Here is a 15,150-nt window from a genome sequence, read left to right as displayed (position 1 = left end):
ACGCGCTCCCGGGGCGAAATGACGAACAGCAGGAATATTCGAGGTATGGCGGCAATGCCGGGGCGGGGAGCTTCGATCCCCGTCGACGGCTGCGGTCCCGGCGGCGCTCAATCCTACGATGGGCGCCTGTATCGAGAAGCAATGGCAAGGAATACGTCGCCCCAGGATCACAACCGCGATTTCGATCGGCGTGTCGGCGGGCAGGAGCCGCCGGAATGGGACGAGGCCGACTGGGATCCGGATCAGGAGGAGGAGGCGGGCCATCGCGCGCGCCGCCTGTTGTCGCGTTCCAGTTCGCGCTTCCGCGTCGGTGATAGCTTCTCGCGGTTTCGGCGGGCGCTGCCGAGCGGACGCTGGCTTCGCCGGCTCGCCGTCGTCCCGGGTGCATTGATCGTCATCTTCGTCGGCTGTTTTGGCGCACTGTGGTTGCGGCTCGGCGCGGGTCCCATCAATCTCGATATCGCGACGCCCTGGCTCGCCGCCGCCATCGAGGACAATATCGGCCACGGTAACACCGTCGAGGTCGGCGGCACCCAGATCGAGCGGGCCGGGCGGATCCGGATCGCCGTCCGCATCCGCGACATCATCGTCCGCGATCACGACCGTGCCATCGTCGCCAGCGCGCCGAAGGCGGAGGTGAGGCTGTCGGGGGCTGGACTCCTGATGGGGCACCTCCGCGCTGAAAGCCTCAACCTCGTCGATGCCGAGCTTGCGATCCGGATCGCGCCCGACGGCACCGTCACGGTGTCCGCCGGCGACACCTCGAAACCGCTCGCAACCGGCGTCGCGTCCAAGAAGGAAGCGGGCCTGCCGCCGACATTCCCGCGTAACGGGGTCCCGCCGCCGCCTTTCGGGACGGCGCCTGCAACCCCGGACGCATCTCAGAGCGCCTCTCAACCCACCGCGCAGAGCGGAATTCTTCAGGGCCTTGACTGGCTCGACAGCCTGAGCATGACCGGCCTCGACGGCCAGAACCTCAACGAGATCGGTCTCAAGAACGGCAATCTGATCGTCGACGATCAGCAGCGCGGCAGCAAATGGACGTTTGAGAACATCACGCTCAGCCTGCGCCGGCCGACCCATGGCGGCGTCGCGCTCAGCCTTGGCGAAGAGGGCGCGCGCCCGTGGTCGCTGCGCGCCACGATCGGGCCGAGCGAGAACGGCGTGCGCTCGGTCGACATCCGCGCCGACAAGCTCTCGACCTCCAACATCCTGCTGGCGCTGCGGGTGAAGGACCTGACCTATACCGCGGACCTGCCTCTGACTGGCGAGCTCAAGGGCGAGCTTGGCCGCGACGGCGTCCCGACGTTCTTCCGCGGCAAGGTCACGGTCGGTGCGGGCGACATCATCGACACCGACACGCCCGACTATCCGATGGCGATCGACTCGGCCGAGATCAACGTCGAATGGGACGCTGGGCGGCGGGTGCTGGTTGCGCCGTTCAAGATCCTCTCGGGCGCCAATCGCCTGACGCTGCTGGCCCATCTTGAGCCGCCGAACGGCACCAGCAACGATTGGCAGCTCGGCTTCAGCGGCGGATCGATCCTGCTCGGCGGCATCGACAACGAGCCGCCGCTCGTCTTCAATCGCATCGCGATCGGCTTCCGCTTCGACACCGACCACAAGCGCATGCTGCTGACCCAGGCCGATATCTCCAATGGCGAGATCGGCGTCGCCGGTACCGGCGCGATCGACTATTCCGGCGAGCCGCGCCTGACGCTCGGCTTTGCGGGAACGCCGATGTCGGCCTCTGCGCTGAAGCGGATGTGGCCGACGCTAATCGTGCCCGAGTTGCGCCAATGGGTGATCGAGCGGATCGAGCGCGGCACGCTGCAGCGTATCGAGATCGGCATCAACTCGCCGACGCGCAACCTTCCGCGCAAGGGGCCACCGATCCCCGACGACGGCCTGTCGGTCAACATCGTGGCCAGCGGCGTCGCGGTCCGTCCTGTCGATGGCATGCCGGTGGTGCATGATGCCGATCTCAAGGCGCACGTGACCGGACGCACGGCGACCGTGAATATCGGGCAGGGCATTGCCGATACGCCCGCGGGCCGCAAGGTCACAATTTCCGACTTCACCTTCGAGGTGCCGGACATGGCGCCGAAACCCTCGCCTTCACGGAGCAGATTCCGCGTCGACGGACCCGTGCCGGCGGCGGCCGAAATGCTCTCCAATGATCGCCTCAGCGATCTGTCGGCGACCTTCGTCGATCCCAACACCAGCAAGGGGACGTTCACGGCGAACATCCAGCTCGGCATGCCGGTCAAGGGTGAGCTGACCAAGGCCGACACCACCTACGCCGTCACCGCCGACCTCAACGGCTTTGCCGCCGACAAGCTGGTGATGAACCAGAAGCTGGAGGCCAACAATCTCAAGATCGTCGCCAACAACCAGGGCTATCAGGTCAAGGGCGACGTCAAGATCAACGGACAGGCGGCCTCGCTCGACTATCGCAAGCCGACCGAGGGCGATGCGGACGTCAAATTGCAGACGACGCTGGACGATGCCAGCCGTGCGCGCCTGGGCTTCGACCTGAGCCCGGCGGTCAGCGGGTCGGTGCCGATCAAGCTGTCAGGCAAGATTGCCGGCGGTCCTGAGCAGACCACCAAGCTCGGTATCGAGGCCGACCTGACGTCGGTCAAGCTCGACAACATCCTTCCCGGCTGGGTCAAGCTGCCGGGCAAAGCGAGCAAGGCGTCGTTCAAGGTGGTGCCGACGGCACAGTCAACGCGGCTCGAGGACATCGTCGTCGAGGGCGGGGGCACCTCGATCAAGGGCTCGCTCGAGGTGGACCCGAGCGGCGACCTCATGAATGCGAACTTCCCGATCTATTCGCCGTCCGATGGCGACAAGACGTCGTTGAAGGTGGAGCGCGGCCAGGACGGCGTGGTGAGGGGCACCATGCGCGGCGACGTGTTCGACGGCCGCGGCTTCCTGAAGTCGGCGATCTCGGGCAATGCCAAGGACGACGCCAAGAGCAAGCTGAAGAACGTCGATTTCGACATCGACGTGAAGCTCGGCGCGGTCGCCGGCTTCAATGGCGAGGCGATGCGCAGCGTCGATGCCAGGATGTCGAAGCGAAGCGGGGCCATCAAGGCCTTCACGCTCAGTGGCAAGATCGGCGGCAACACGCCGGTGCCGGTGGCGGCCGATCTACGCGGCGGGCGCGCGCAGGGCAGCCGCGAGGTGATCTATCTCCAGACCGACGACGCCGGCGCATTGCTGCGCTTCACCGACACCACCAACAAGGTCTTTGGCGGCCAGATCGTGGTGGCGATGGAGCCGCCGACGTCGGAGCCTACGACCAGGGAAGGCCTGATCAATGTGCGCGACTTCACGGTGAAGGGCATGGATCAACTCGATCGAGTCGCGGCGGGCGGTCCCAACGGCGCGCAGAGCGGCGTGGCCTTCTCGGCGCTGCGTGCCGAGTTCACCCGGCAGAACGGCGCACTCACGGTCCGCAACGGCGTCGTCAAGGGGCCGATGATCGGCGGCACCATCGAGGGCTCGATCGACTATCCCGGCAACCAGGTGTGCATGAGCGGGACCTTCGTGCCGATGTATGGCGTGAACAACATCTTTGGACAGATCCCGTTGTTCGGCATCTTCCTCGGCGGTGGCAACAATGAGGGGTTGATCGGCGTTACCTATGAGGTCGTCGGCACGCCGGCAGCGCCGGTGATGCGCGTCAACCCGATCTCGGCGATGGCGCCGGGCCTGTTCCGGAAGATCTTCGAGTTCAACACCGGCAAGCAGAACATGCCGATCGACGAGCTTCCGTCGGCGCAGTCGAGCGACAGCCCGACGGGATCAGCAAGGCCGCTATCGAGCGGTTGCAGCCTCGCGCGCCGTTAGCGCGAGCCCGTTCTCATTCCCTGGCCGGAACGCGATGGGATGAGACTTGATTGCTGTCGCGAAGAGGTGCGCTTCCTCTCCCACTTGCGCTTATAAGTATTCGCAGAAGGTCGTCATGCCGGGACAAGCCCGGCCATGACGCTGTGGAGGTTTTAGCACTACGCCGGCCTACGCCGCGCGAACGCCTGCCAGGAACGTGCCGACTTCGCCGGAGAGCTGCTCGGCCTGCTTGGAGAGGTTTGATGCGGCGGCAAGCACCATGCCGGCGGCGTTGCCGGTCTCGTTCGCCGCCGTGCTGACGCCGCCGATATTGGTGGTGACCTCCTTGGTCGCCTCCGCCGTCTGCGAAACGCTGCGGGCGATCTCGGCGGTGGCGGCACCTTGCTCCTCGATCGCCGCGCCGATCGAGGTCGCGATCCGGCTGACTTCCTCGATGGTGGCGGTGATGCCGCCGATTGCGTCGACGGCCTCTTTCGTGGCGCCCTGGATTTGCGCGATCTTGTCACCGATTTCGCGGGTGGCTTCCGCGGTCTGGCTGGCGAGCGACTTCACTTCGGAGGCGACGACGGCAAAGCCGCGGCCGGCTTCACCGGCGCGGGCGGCCTCGATGGTGGCGTTGAGCGCGAGCAAATTGGTCTGCGCGGCGATGCTTGAGATCAGCTCGGCGACATGCTCGATCTGCTGGGCGCCGTCGGACAGCGCGCGCACGATGGTGTCGGTGCGGCGGGCGCTGTCCACCGCGCGGCCGGTGACTTCGGCCGATTGCGCGACCTGGCGGCTGATTTCGGTGATGGAGGAGGAGAGCTCCTCGGCAGCGGCCGCGACGGTCTGAACGCGCTGGCTGGCTTCGGTGGCGGCGGAGCCGACCACGGCGGCGCGGCGGTTGGTGCCCTCCGCGGTCGACGACATCGACTTGGCCGTGGTCTCCAGCTCGCCGGAGCCCGAGGCCATCATGCCGACCAGCTGGCCGACGGAGGCATCGAAGCGATCGGCGAGCGAGATCAGGGCGTCGCGCTTGTCTTGTTCGTTTCGCGTCTTGGCGGCGATCTGCTCGGCCTCCAGCGCACGCGCCGTCAGCGCCGTCTTGCGCAGCACTTCGAGCGTCTCGGCCATGCGGCCGATCTCGTCGCCGCGGTCGGTTTCCGCGACCGGCTTGTCGAGGTTGCCGTCGGCAATCTCCTGCATGCGGGTCTTCTGGCGGTCGAGTGCGCTCAGCACGTCGCGGGCGATCAGCCAGGACAGCGTGGCCATCAGCAGCATCAGGCCGAGACCGACCGCGGCGAGCTCGAGCGTCAGCGCTCGGACGTCGGCGTCGATGTCGTCGACATAGAGGCCATAGCTGATCGTCGCGTTCCAGGGTGCGAACTTGCGCGCGAACACGGTCTTGCGGACGGGCTCGGTCTGGCCGGGGCGGGGATAGAGATAGGAGGCCACGCCACCCTGGGCGTTCTGACTGGCGGTGTTCATGATCGCGTCGGCAATCATGACGCCGTTGGAGTCGACGGCGCCGGTGATCTTGCCTTCAAGCTGCGGATTGGCACCGTTCACGAGCAGCGAGGTGTCGGGGTTGTAGACGACGGGATAACCTTGGCCGCCGTTGAAGCTCATGCGCCGGCCGCGCATGTGGAACTGGGCCTTGGCCTCGGCCTGCGTCAGCTTGCCGGCGGTGACGTCATCCTGGACCGACTGGGCGAGGCTGTAGAGCATATCGACCGCGGTCCGCATCTGCTGGACCCGGTCCTCCATCATACGGCTCTTGCTGAGGAAGGCCGATACCGCGATGATGGCCGTGACCGTGAGAGCCGCAAGGCAGACCATGCTGGCGAGCTTGGTGCGGATTCTCAGATGACTGAGCAGCTTCATCGCAGCCTCTACGAAATGGTTATTGTTGCTCCCATCGGTAGCATGAAGTTCTTACCAATCATGAACATAGGCATGCTGCGGCCTGCCGCGCGGGACGCCCGTCGCAGCCTCATGCGCAACCGTGCAGGATGCGCCCGCTTGCGCGGTTCCAGATGCCTTGGAAAATCGGTCTTGGACTTTGGTGGTCATCGAGCTTGGCCGGCGCGGCGATGAATCGATTCGTTCATCGCATCATCATGTCCGCGCTGCTCGTCGCGGCCCTCGTTCTGATCTGGAACGTGCTCGGGACGCGCTGAGATGGCACCGGCAATCCGCCGGCGCCATCGCTTTCGTGTCGATTGCGTGCGTCAGCGCCGCGCGTAGGCGCCGCCCGTAGCGTCGCTTTCCTTGCCGATCAGCGCATCGACGCTGACCGAGCCGCCACCCGCCGCCGAGATGTAGAGGCAGGCGAAGCAGAACAGGATCGCCGCGGTGCCGCCGTTGAGCAGCGGCAGGAGCACCGGCGTGCCGGTCTTCATCACGTGGCCCATGAAGTAGGCGAAGGCCATTTCACCCGACAGGATGAACGCCGTGAGGCGGGTGAAGAGGCCGAGCATCAGGGCCGCGCCGAGGATCAGCTCGATCGTGCCGGCCGCGTAGATCAACGGCGGGATGTCGGCGAAGTAGGGAAGCACCGGAAACTTGAACAGTTTTGCGACGCCATACTGGAACAGCAGGAGTCCGGTGATGAAGCGAAACAGGCTCAAGAGAACCGGTTGAAAGCGAGTGAGATAGGGAAAGTTCATTGGTTTGCGCCCTCCATCCAATATTGCGACTTGGATCGCATTCGGTTCCACCCCGCAAGCTGCGCCGGGTCGATTCGCGCTGACATTTTTGTCATGTCGGACAAAACACCGCAGGTCGGTGTTTCAGCCGCGCACGATCCACATTTTTTGCGCCTGTTTGCGTTGCGCGCCTCCGTAATTTCCCGGTGGCGCGAAGGCTCGCAGGTTACCTCTGAGACACCTACCGCCGCAAGGCGGGCACGATGAGGAACGGGATCATTCCGAGGATCACGCTCGCAAGTGCGAAGACGAGCAGCGCGTTGTAGCCGTGAGTGGCGTCGTGGATCAGGCCGCCGCTCCAGGACCCGAAGGCCGAGCCAAGCCCGCTGCCGATCGAGATCGTGCCATAGATGGTGCCGACCCGCTTGCCCCTGAATATCTTCATCGCCGTTGCCGTGATCAGCGGCCCGCGCGAGCCCATCATGCTGCCGAAGCAGACGACGAAGCCGGTGAGCAGCAGGATGTTCGCCGAGTACTGCAACAGCCACAGCAGGAAGATGCCGAGGATCGAGATCGCGTAGCTCAAGAGCACCGACGGCCGGCGGCCGATCAGCCCGTCGAGCGCCGAGACGCCGAGCATGCCGAACACCAGCACCACGCCGGAAAAACCCCAGGCAGTCGCGGCCTGGAGCGGCGGGAAGCCCGCATCGATCAGATAGGCCACGATCTGGGCTGCGATCGCATACATGCCGACGGCGGTGAAGAAGAAGGTCGAGAACAGCGCCCAGAAGGCGTGGTGGCGCATCGCGCTCAAAAGGGTCCAGCCGTCGTCGATGAAATCCGGATCGGTCTTCTTGACCACGTGCGGCGAGCCGGCCGCGAACAGCCGCCACGGCAGCAGCATGAGCGGCACCAGCAGACCCAATGCGGCGAAGCCGAACAGCTGATAGGTTGCGCGCCAGCCGAGATGATCGATCAGAAGCTGCGAGGCCGGCAGCAGCGCCAGCACGCCGCCGCCCATCGCCGAATACACCACGGCCATCGCGGTCGGCAGCCGCGGCCCGAACCAGCGGCCGAGCAGGATCGAGTTCGGCACGTTGCCGATGAAGGCGACGCCGATGCCGACGAACAAGCCGATCGAGAGCTGGAACTGCCAGAGCGACTGCGCGCGGCTCGCAATCAGGAAGGCGGAACCGAGCAGCAACAGGCCAAGCGCATAGACGATACGCGGTCCGGAATGATCGAACAGGCGCCCGACCAGTGGCGCGGTCAGCCCGCTGATGAGCCAGGTCAGCGAATAGATCGAGACGACCTGGGCGCGATCCCAGCCAAAATTTTCCGAGATCGGCTTCAGGAAGACAGTGAAGCTTTCGCTCAAGCCGCGGCCGAGCACCGCCAGTGTGAAGCACAGTGCGAGCACAACGAGCGCGGTGCGCACGGCGCTTTGCTGCGTAGCGGCGAGATGTTCCTTGGCCGCGTCCCTGGCCGTTTCTTTGGGCGTGTTCTGATCCATTGCCGGTCAGGGAGCGCGCTTCGGCGCGTGCTGACAAGCATCAAAAGCTCATACGCCTATGCAGGCTTGAGCAGCACGTGCTTCTTCTTGCCGAACGACAGCTTGATCACGCCTTCCGGCGTGAGGCTTGCCGGCGAGAGCGTCATCTTCTCGTCGGTGACGGATTCGTCGTTGACGCGCAGGCCGCCGCCCTTGATCTGGCGCCGTGCCTCTCCATTGGAGGCGACGAGGCCCGCCTTGACGAAGGCATTGAGCACGCCGAGGCCGGCATCCAGTTCGCCGCGCGGAATTTCCACCGTGGGCAGACTCTCGGCCAGTGCGCCCTCCTCGAAGGTGCGGCGCGCGGTCTCAGCCGCTTCGTTCGCCGCCTCGCGGCCGTGCAGCAGCGCAGTCGCCTCAGTGGCGAGCACCTTCTTGGCCTCGTTGATTTCCGAGCCCGCCAGCGCTTCGAGCTTCCTGATCTCGCTCATCGGCAGCGTCGTGAACAGCTTCAGGAATTTGCCGACGTCGGCATCCTCGGTGTTGCGCCAGTACTGCCAGAAGTCATACGGCGAGAACTGGTCGGCGTTGAGCCAGACCGCGCCTTGCGCGGTCTTGCCCATCTTGGCGCCCGACGCCGTCGTCAGCAGCGGCGTCGTCAGCGCGTACAGCTGATGCGTGCCCATGCGGCGGCCGAGATCGACGCCCATGATGATGTTGCCCCACTGATCCGAGCCGCCCATCTGCAAATGGCAGCCGGTGCGCCTGGCCAGCTCGACGAAATCGTAGGCCTGGCAGACCATGTAGTTGAACTCGATGAAGCTCATCTCCTGCTCGCGCTCGAGGCGCAGGCGCACGGAGTCCATGGTCAGCATGCGGTTGACCGAGAAATGCCGGCCGACGTCACGCAGCATCTCGATCCAGTTGAGCTTGGTCAGCCACTCGGCATTGTCGAGCATGACGGCGTCGCTCTTGCCGTCGCCATAGCGCAGCACTTTTGCGAACACGCCGCGGATCGAGGCCTTGTTGGCCTCGATCTCGGCGATGGTGCGGATCGCGCGCGTCTCGTCCTTGCCGGAGGGATCGCCGACCATGGTGGTGCCGCCGCCCATCAGCGTGATCGGCTTGTTGCCGGTCTCCTGAAACCAGTGCAGCAGCATCATGGTCAGATAGTTGCCGATGTGCAGCGAGGGGGCGGTGCAGTCGTAGCCGACATAGGCGATTGCCTCGCCCTTGGCGGCGAGCGCATCCAGCCCCTCGAAATCGGAGCACTGGTGGATGAATCCACGTTCCCTTAAGGTATTGAGGAAATCCGATTTAAATGCAGTCATCTGTCGGCGAGCCTGACAATTCTTGGTTTACTGTTTTGGGGGCAATTTAAGGGTCTTCCGTGGGAACTCGATTGCCGCCCGCCACTCGGCGCTGAGGCATTATAAGATGTGTCCCTCTGGCACAAGATCGGCATGCCAGAGAGGGGTCTATTGAGGACGCTGATCCATGATGTTGACGGCACTCGGTTTGATGAGCGGCACCTCGCTGGACGGGGTGGACGTTGCGCTGATCGAAACCGACGGAAAACAGGTCAAGGCGTTCGGACCGTCCGGCTACAGGCCCTACAGCCCGGCCGAGCGCAATATGCTGCGCCAGGCGCTGGGCGAGGCCGTGCACCTGCCGCAACGCAATGCCCGGCCGGGGATTCTGGCCGAGGCCGAACGCGCGGTGACGCTGGCCCATGCCGAGGCCGTGTCCGCCTTCATCGCCCAGAACCGGATGAAGCCGGAGGACATCGATATCGTCGGCTTCCACGGCCAGACCGTGCTGCACCGCCCGGAGCGGCGTCTGACGGTCCAGATCGGCGATGCATTGGCGCTCGCCAGGGCGATCCATATCCCCGTGATGCACGATTTCCGCGCCGCCGACGTCGAGGCCGGCGGGCAGGGTGCGCCACTCGTGCCGGTCTACCACAGGGCGCTGGCGCAATCGCTGGAGCGTGAAGGGCCGATCGTCGTGGTCAATATCGGCGGCGTCTCCAACATCACCTATATCGACGGCAACGACACGCTGATCGCCTGCGACACCGGGCCAGGCAACGCGCTGCTCGACGATTTCATGTACCGCACCATGAACCAGGCGTTCGACACCGAAGGCAAGTTCGCCGCGCTCGGCAGCGTCGATGAAGCCTGGATCGCGCGGGCGCTGGAGCTGCCGTTCTTCGCAGCTCCACCGCCGAAATCGCTCGACCGCAACGACTTTGCGGCACTCAGGCTCGGCGACGTGCCGCCGGCCGACGGCGCCGCGACGCTGACAGCCTTCACTGCGGCCGCGATCGCCCGCGTCATTCCTCTGCTGCCACGGCGGCCGCGAAACTGGATCGTCTGTGGCGGTGGCGCCCGCAACCTCACCATGCTGCGCATGTTGCGGGAGCAGGTGGGCTCGGCCACTGTCGAGGCCGCCGAGACGCTCGGCTGGGCCTCCGACGCCATCGAGGCGCAGGCCTTTGGCTTCCTCGCCGCGCGCGGCCTGAAGGGCCTGCCGTTGTCCTATCCGGCCACCACCGGCGTGCCGATGCCGATGACGGGCGGGGTGATCGCGCGGCCCTGAAGTCACAAGCGGTTGGTGCAGATGCATTGATCTTGACGGATGCATGCAGATGCATTTATCTTAGATGCAATTGCATCCAATCGTCGGGATCGGCGCCATGACCGCTTCGCTCAAGCTGATCAGCCACAAGCTTTGCCCTATGTGCAGCGTGCCGTGATCGCGCTCAACGAGAAGGGCGTACCGTTCGAGCGGATCGACATCGATCTCGCCAACAAGCCCGACTGGTTTTTAAAACTGTCGCCGCTCGGCAAGGTGCCGGTGCTGGTGGTGACGACGGACAAGGGCGAGGTCGCGCTGTTCGAGAGCAACGTCATCTGCGAATACATCGAAGAGACGCAAGCAGGCGGGAAGCTGCATCCGGCCGATGCACTCAAGCGCGCCGGGCACCGCGCCTGGATGGAGTTTGGCTCGGCGATCCTCGGCGATCTCTGGGGACTGGAGACCACGACGGATCCGGCGACGTTCGAAAGCAAGCGCCAGGCGCTCGCGACGAAATTTGCGCGGGTCGAGACTGCGCTGAGCGCAGGCCCGTTCTTCGCCGGCGAGCAGTTCGGCCTGGTCGACGCCGTGTTCGCACCCGTCTTTCGCTATTTCGACCTGTTCGACGATCTGGCCGAGCTCGGCATCTTCAAGGACGTGCCGAAGGTGCGGGCGTGGCGGGCCGAGCTTGCGCAGCGTCCGAGCGTGCGCAACGCGGTCGGCGCCGACTATCCGCAATTGCTGCGCGCCTTCCTCGTGCGCCACGACGCGCATCTGCTCAAGCTCTCCGCCTGAGCGCACGCGGGCGCAAAACAGCAGCAGTTTTCCGAATCGATCAGCGCACGTTGGCCAGACGCATGTCGAGATAGGCGGTGATGGTTTCCATCAGCGGCTCGAGCTTGGCGTCGAAGAAGTGATTCGCGCCGGGGATGACCTGCTGGTCGATCACGATGCCCTTCTGCGTCTTCAGCTTCTCGACCAGCGTGTTGACGTCCTTGGGCGGCACCACCGCATCCTTCTCGCCATGCACGATCAGACCCGAGGACGGGCAGGGCGCGAGGAACGAGAAGTCGTAGAGGTTCGCGGGCGGCGCGATCGAGATAAAGCCTTCGACCTCGGGGCGGCGCATCAGGAGCTGCATGCCGATCCAGGCGCCGAAGGAGAAGCCGGCAACCCAGCAGGCGCGCGCTTCGGGATTGATGGTCTGCGCCCAGTCGAGCGCGGCGGCTGCATCCGACAATTCGCCGGTGCCGTGATCGAACGAGCCCTGGCTGCGGCCGACGCCGCGGAAATTGAAACGCAGCACCGAGAAGCCGCGATGCGCGAACGCGTAGTAGCACTGGTAGATGATCTGATGATTCATCGTGCCGTGGAACTGCGGATGCGGATGCAGGACCATCGCGATCGGAGCGTTCTTCTGCTTGGCCGGATGGTAGCGGCCTTCGAGACGGCCAGCAGGGCCAGTGAAAATAACTTCAGGCATGGATGATCTCTTGATTGATCCCTGGAAGACGGTCCTCAACAACCAACCGACTGTGCGAACTTCATCGGCTGCTGTGCCGACCAGGCCGCAAATGGAAGGGTGGAGCGGCGCCCTCGGATGATGCGCGAGCGGCGCGCGGGTGAACTGACGCGCGCGTTCTAACATGAGGCGAGGGTCAAAAAGCAAGCATCTTGAACATCCGGCAATGAGCTCAAGATGTTAGCGTGTCACCGTCGCGTCATGGCCAAGCGTTGATTTGGAATCGTGGTTGCCAAGCGCCCGGCAGGGGCCCATGTCGGGCATCGAAGCGGTGGAGCAGGTCCCGCGACACAGGGTAATATATTACTTTCATGCTGAGCCGCGTCTATCTCGACTGGAATGCGACCACACCGCTGCGCGCTGAGGCCCGCGCGGCGATGCTGGCTGCGTATGAGCTGGTGGGCAATCCGTCCTCGGTCCATGCTGAGGGGCGTGAGGCGCGGCGCCTGGTCGAGGACGCCCGTGGAGTGCTGGCGGCTGCCGTGGGAGTGCTGCCGCGGAACATCATCTTCACCTCCGCCGGAACCGAGGCCAACGCACTGGCGCTGTCGCCAGGCCTCCGAGGGCCGTCTGGCAGACCGGTCGGGCGGCTCCTGGTCTCGGCGATCGAGCATGCCTCGGTGCTGGCCGGTGGCCGGTTCCCGGCGGCTGCGATCGACCAGATCCGGGTCACGCGCTCCGGTGTGGTCGATCTCGATCACCTCAGGGCGCTGCTCGGCGACGGGCCACCGGCGTTGGTCTCGATCATGGCGGCCAACAACGAGACGGGCGCGCTCCAGCCGGTCGCGGAGGCGGCCCGCATCGTGCGCGAGGCCGGCGGGCTCCTGCACGTCGACGCGATCCAGGCACTGGGCAAAATTGCGCTCAATATGAACGCGGTAGGCGCAGACCTTGCGACCCTTTCTGCGCACAAGATTGGCGGTCCCAAGGGTATCGGCGCGCTGGTCGTGGCAGAGGGGATTGCTGGACTGGAACCCGTGTTGAGAGGGGGCGGACAGGAGCTTAACCGTCGGGCGGGAACCGAGAACGTCGCGGGCATCGCCGGCTTCGGCGCGGCAGTGAAGGCCGCCCTTCAGGCTCTGCCGGAGGTTGCGGAACGGGTGATAACCCTGAGAGAGAATTTGGAAAATGGTCTCCGTGCGATAGCAGGGGCGACGGTATTCTCAAGCGACGTGAAGCGGTTGCCCAATACCGTTCTATTCACCGCGCCCGGGCTGAAGGCCGAAACCGCCGTGATCGGCTTCGACCTTGAAGGTATCGCCGTATCCTCGGGTTCGGCCTGTTCCTCCGGCAAGGTCCAGCCGTCTCATGTCCTCTCGGCCATGGGGTACGACCCCGCGATGGCTCAGGGAGCGGTGCGCCTCAGTCTGGGCTGGTCCACGCAGCCTGAGGACATCAACAGGGCGTTAGAGGCTTGGCGAAAGCTTGGTAATACCCTACTTAGAGGCTAAGCGACGAAACACGGCTTGAACGGTTCTAAGCCCGTGCTTTCCGCCAAGAAACATCGTAATACTCGTTCGAGTTTGATCCACCGCGGTCCTTGAAACCGCGAGCGGAGGATAGAATGCCAGCCGTCCAAGAGACGGTCGAGCGCGTCAAGCGCATCGACGTCGACCAGTATCGTTATGGGTTTGAGACCCTGATCGAGTCCGACAAGGCCCCCAAGGGACTGTCGGAAGAGACCGTCAAGTTCATCTCCGAGAAGAAGAACGAGCCCGCCTGGATGCTCCAGTGGCGGCTTGAAGCGTATCGGCGCTGGCTGACCATGACGGAGCCGACCTGGGCGCGCGTCGACTATCCCAAGATCGACTTCCAGGACCTCTATTATTACGCGGCGCCGAAGCCGAAGAAGACGATCACGTCGCTCGATGAGATCGATCCGGAGATCCTGAAGACGTACGAGAAGCTCGGCATTCCCTTGCGGGAAGTCGCGATGCTCGAAGGCGTCGAGCCCAAGCCCGGAGAGGAAGACCCGGCCCGGCGCAAGATCGCGGTCGATGCGGTCTTCGACTCGGTCTCGGTTGCGACCACGTTCAAGGAGGAGCTGAAGAAGGCCGGCGTGATCTTCATGCCGATCTCGGAGGCGATCCGCGAGCATCCCGAGCTGGTGCAGAAATATCTCGGCTCCGTGGTGCCGACCTCTGACAATTTCTACGCGACGCTGAACTCGGCGGTGTTCTCGGACGGCTCGTTCGTCTATGTGCCGCCGGGCGTGCGCTGCCCGATGGAGCTGTCGACCTATTTCCGCATCAACGAGCGCAACACCGGCCAGTTCGAGCGCACGCTGATCATCGCCGACAAGGGCTCTTACGTTTCGTACCTCGAAGGTTGCACCGCGCCGCAGCGTGACGAGAACCAGCTGCATGCCGCCGTGGTCGAGCTCGTCGCGCACGACGATGCCGAGATCAAATATTCGACGGTGCAGAACTGGTACCCCGGCAATTCGGAGGGCAAGGGCGGCATCTACAATTTCGTCACCAAGCGTGGCGACTGCCGCGGCAACCATTCCAAGATCTCCTGGACCCAGGTCGAGACCGGTTCGGCGATCACCTGGAAGTATCCGAGCTGCATCCTGCGTGGCGACAACTCCAGCGGTGAATTCTATTCGATCGCGATCTCGAACGGCTTCCAGCAGGTCGATTCGGGCACCAAGATGATCCACCTCGGCAAGAACACGTCGAGCCGGATCATCTCCAAGGGTATCGCCGCCGGCAAGTCGCAGAACACCTACCGTGGGCTCGTGACCGCGCATCGGAAAGCGACGGGCGCGCGCAACTTCACCGCCTGCGATTCCCTGTTGATCGGCGACAAATGCGGCGCGCACACCGTGCCGTACATCGAGGCCAAGAATTCGTCGGCGACGTTCGAGCACGAGGCGACGACCTCGAAGATCTCCGAGGACGTGCTGTTCTACTGCGTCCAGCGCGGGCTCTCTCAGGAAGAAGCGGTTGGCTTGGTCGTCAACGGCTTCGTCAAGGACGTGCTCCAGCAGCTCCCGATGGAGTTCGCGGTGGAAGCGCAGAAGCTGATCTCGATCTCGCTGGAAGGGTCGGTCGGTTAATTGCCGCCCC

General features: G+C 64.5%; 9 protein-coding genes and 1 pseudogene. 5 read left to right on the top strand and 5 right to left on the bottom strand.

What is annotated here, in order from left to right:
* Nucleotides 1-54: 54 nt before the first annotated feature.
* Complete coding sequence (locus tag ABIB73_RS32155; RefSeq protein WP_354230791.1) at nt 55-3,858, top strand: YhdP family protein; 3,804 nt, start codon at nt 55-57, stop codon at nt 3,856-3,858.
* 168 nt (nt 3,859-4,026) lie between these two features.
* Here ABIB73_RS32155 and ABIB73_RS32150 read toward each other — a convergent pair whose 3' ends face one another.
* The 4 genes from ABIB73_RS32150 to tyrS form a co-directional block, all read right to left on the bottom strand.
* Complete coding sequence (locus ABIB73_RS32150; RefSeq protein ID WP_354230708.1) at nt 4,027-5,721, bottom strand: methyl-accepting chemotaxis protein; 1,695 nt, start codon at nt 5,719-5,721, stop codon at nt 4,027-4,029.
* Between the two features lie 347 nt (nt 5,722-6,068).
* Entirely contained in the window at nt 6,069-6,506 is a 438-nt protein-coding gene (locus tag ABIB73_RS32145) for a DoxX family protein (protein ID WP_354230706.1), read from the bottom strand.
* Nucleotides 6,507-6,726: 220 nt separating this feature from the next.
* Nucleotides 6,727-7,998, bottom strand: a complete 1,272-nt coding sequence (locus ABIB73_RS32140; RefSeq protein ID WP_354230704.1) for an MFS transporter — start codon at nt 7,996-7,998, stop codon at nt 6,727-6,729.
* A gap of 56 nt (nt 7,999-8,054) precedes the next feature.
* A complete protein-coding gene (gene tyrS / locus ABIB73_RS32135) occupies nt 8,055-9,308 on the bottom strand; it encodes a tyrosine--tRNA ligase (RefSeq protein WP_354230703.1) in 1,254 nt (417 codons plus the stop codon).
* 166 nt (nt 9,309-9,474) lie between these two features.
* On the opposite strand from tyrS, the gene ABIB73_RS32130 reads away from it, so the two are divergent.
* Both ABIB73_RS32130 and ABIB73_RS32125 read left to right on the top strand, forming a co-directional pair.
* Nucleotides 9,475-10,578: an anhydro-N-acetylmuramic acid kinase gene (locus ABIB73_RS32130; protein WP_354230701.1), complete on the top strand. Its 1,104-nt coding sequence runs from the start codon at nt 9,475-9,477 to the stop codon at nt 10,576-10,578.
* 97 nt (nt 10,579-10,675) lie between these two features.
* A pseudogene (locus tag ABIB73_RS32125) lies at nt 10,676-11,352 on the top strand (glutathione S-transferase family protein).
* 40 nt (nt 11,353-11,392) lie between these two features.
* On the opposite strand, the gene ABIB73_RS32120 reads toward ABIB73_RS32125, so the two are convergent.
* Nucleotides 11,393-12,040, bottom strand: coding sequence for an alpha/beta hydrolase (locus ABIB73_RS32120; RefSeq protein WP_007591562.1), 648 nt, complete (start codon nt 12,038-12,040; stop codon nt 11,393-11,395).
* 350 nt (nt 12,041-12,390) lie between these two features.
* Here ABIB73_RS32120 and ABIB73_RS32115 point away from each other — a divergent pair, with 350 nt between their 5' ends.
* Nucleotides 12,391-13,530 carry a cysteine desulfurase family protein gene (locus ABIB73_RS32115; protein WP_354230699.1) on the top strand — a complete coding sequence of 380 codons (1,140 nt, stop codon included), beginning with the start codon at nt 12,391-12,393 and terminating at the stop codon, nt 13,528-13,530.
* Nucleotides 13,531-13,643: 113 nt separating this feature from the next.
* Nucleotides 13,644-15,140, top strand: coding sequence for a Fe-S cluster assembly protein SufB (sufB, locus tag ABIB73_RS32110; protein WP_354230697.1), 1,497 nt, complete (start codon nt 13,644-13,646; stop codon nt 15,138-15,140).
* The last annotated feature ends 10 nt before the right edge of the window (nt 15,141-15,150 follow it).

This window comes from Bradyrhizobium sp. F1.4.3 (assembly GCF_040548375.1).
Taxonomy (GTDB): domain Bacteria; phylum Pseudomonadota; class Alphaproteobacteria; order Rhizobiales; family Xanthobacteraceae; genus Bradyrhizobium.
This window is presented reverse-complemented; position numbering and strand designations above follow the sequence as displayed.

Coding starts and splice junctions, on each gene's coding strand:
- ABIB73_RS32120 (WP_007591562.1), bottom strand. CDS start 12,040: ATGCCTGAAGTTATTTTCACTGGCCCTGCTGGCCGTCTCGAAGGCCGC.
- ABIB73_RS32140 (WP_354230704.1), bottom strand. CDS start 7,998: ATGGATCAGAACACGCCCAAAGAAACGGCCAGGGACGCGGCCAAGGAA.
- tyrS (WP_354230703.1), bottom strand. CDS start 9,308: ATGACTGCATTTAAATCGGATTTCCTCAATACCTTAAGGGAACGTGGA.
- sufB (WP_354230697.1), top strand. CDS start 13,644: ATGCCAGCCGTCCAAGAGACGGTCGAGCGCGTCAAGCGCATCGACGTC.
- ABIB73_RS32130 (WP_354230701.1), top strand. CDS start 9,475: ATGATGTTGACGGCACTCGGTTTGATGAGCGGCACCTCGCTGGACGGG.
- ABIB73_RS32145 (WP_354230706.1), bottom strand. CDS start 6,506: ATGAACTTTCCCTATCTCACTCGCTTTCAACCGGTTCTCTTGAGCCTG.
- ABIB73_RS32150 (WP_354230708.1), bottom strand. CDS start 5,721: ATGAAGCTGCTCAGTCATCTGAGAATCCGCACCAAGCTCGCCAGCATG.
- ABIB73_RS32155 (WP_354230791.1), top strand. CDS start 55: ATGCCGGGGCGGGGAGCTTCGATCCCCGTCGACGGCTGCGGTCCCGGC.
- ABIB73_RS32115 (WP_354230699.1), top strand. CDS start 12,391: ATGCTGAGCCGCGTCTATCTCGACTGGAATGCGACCACACCGCTGCGC.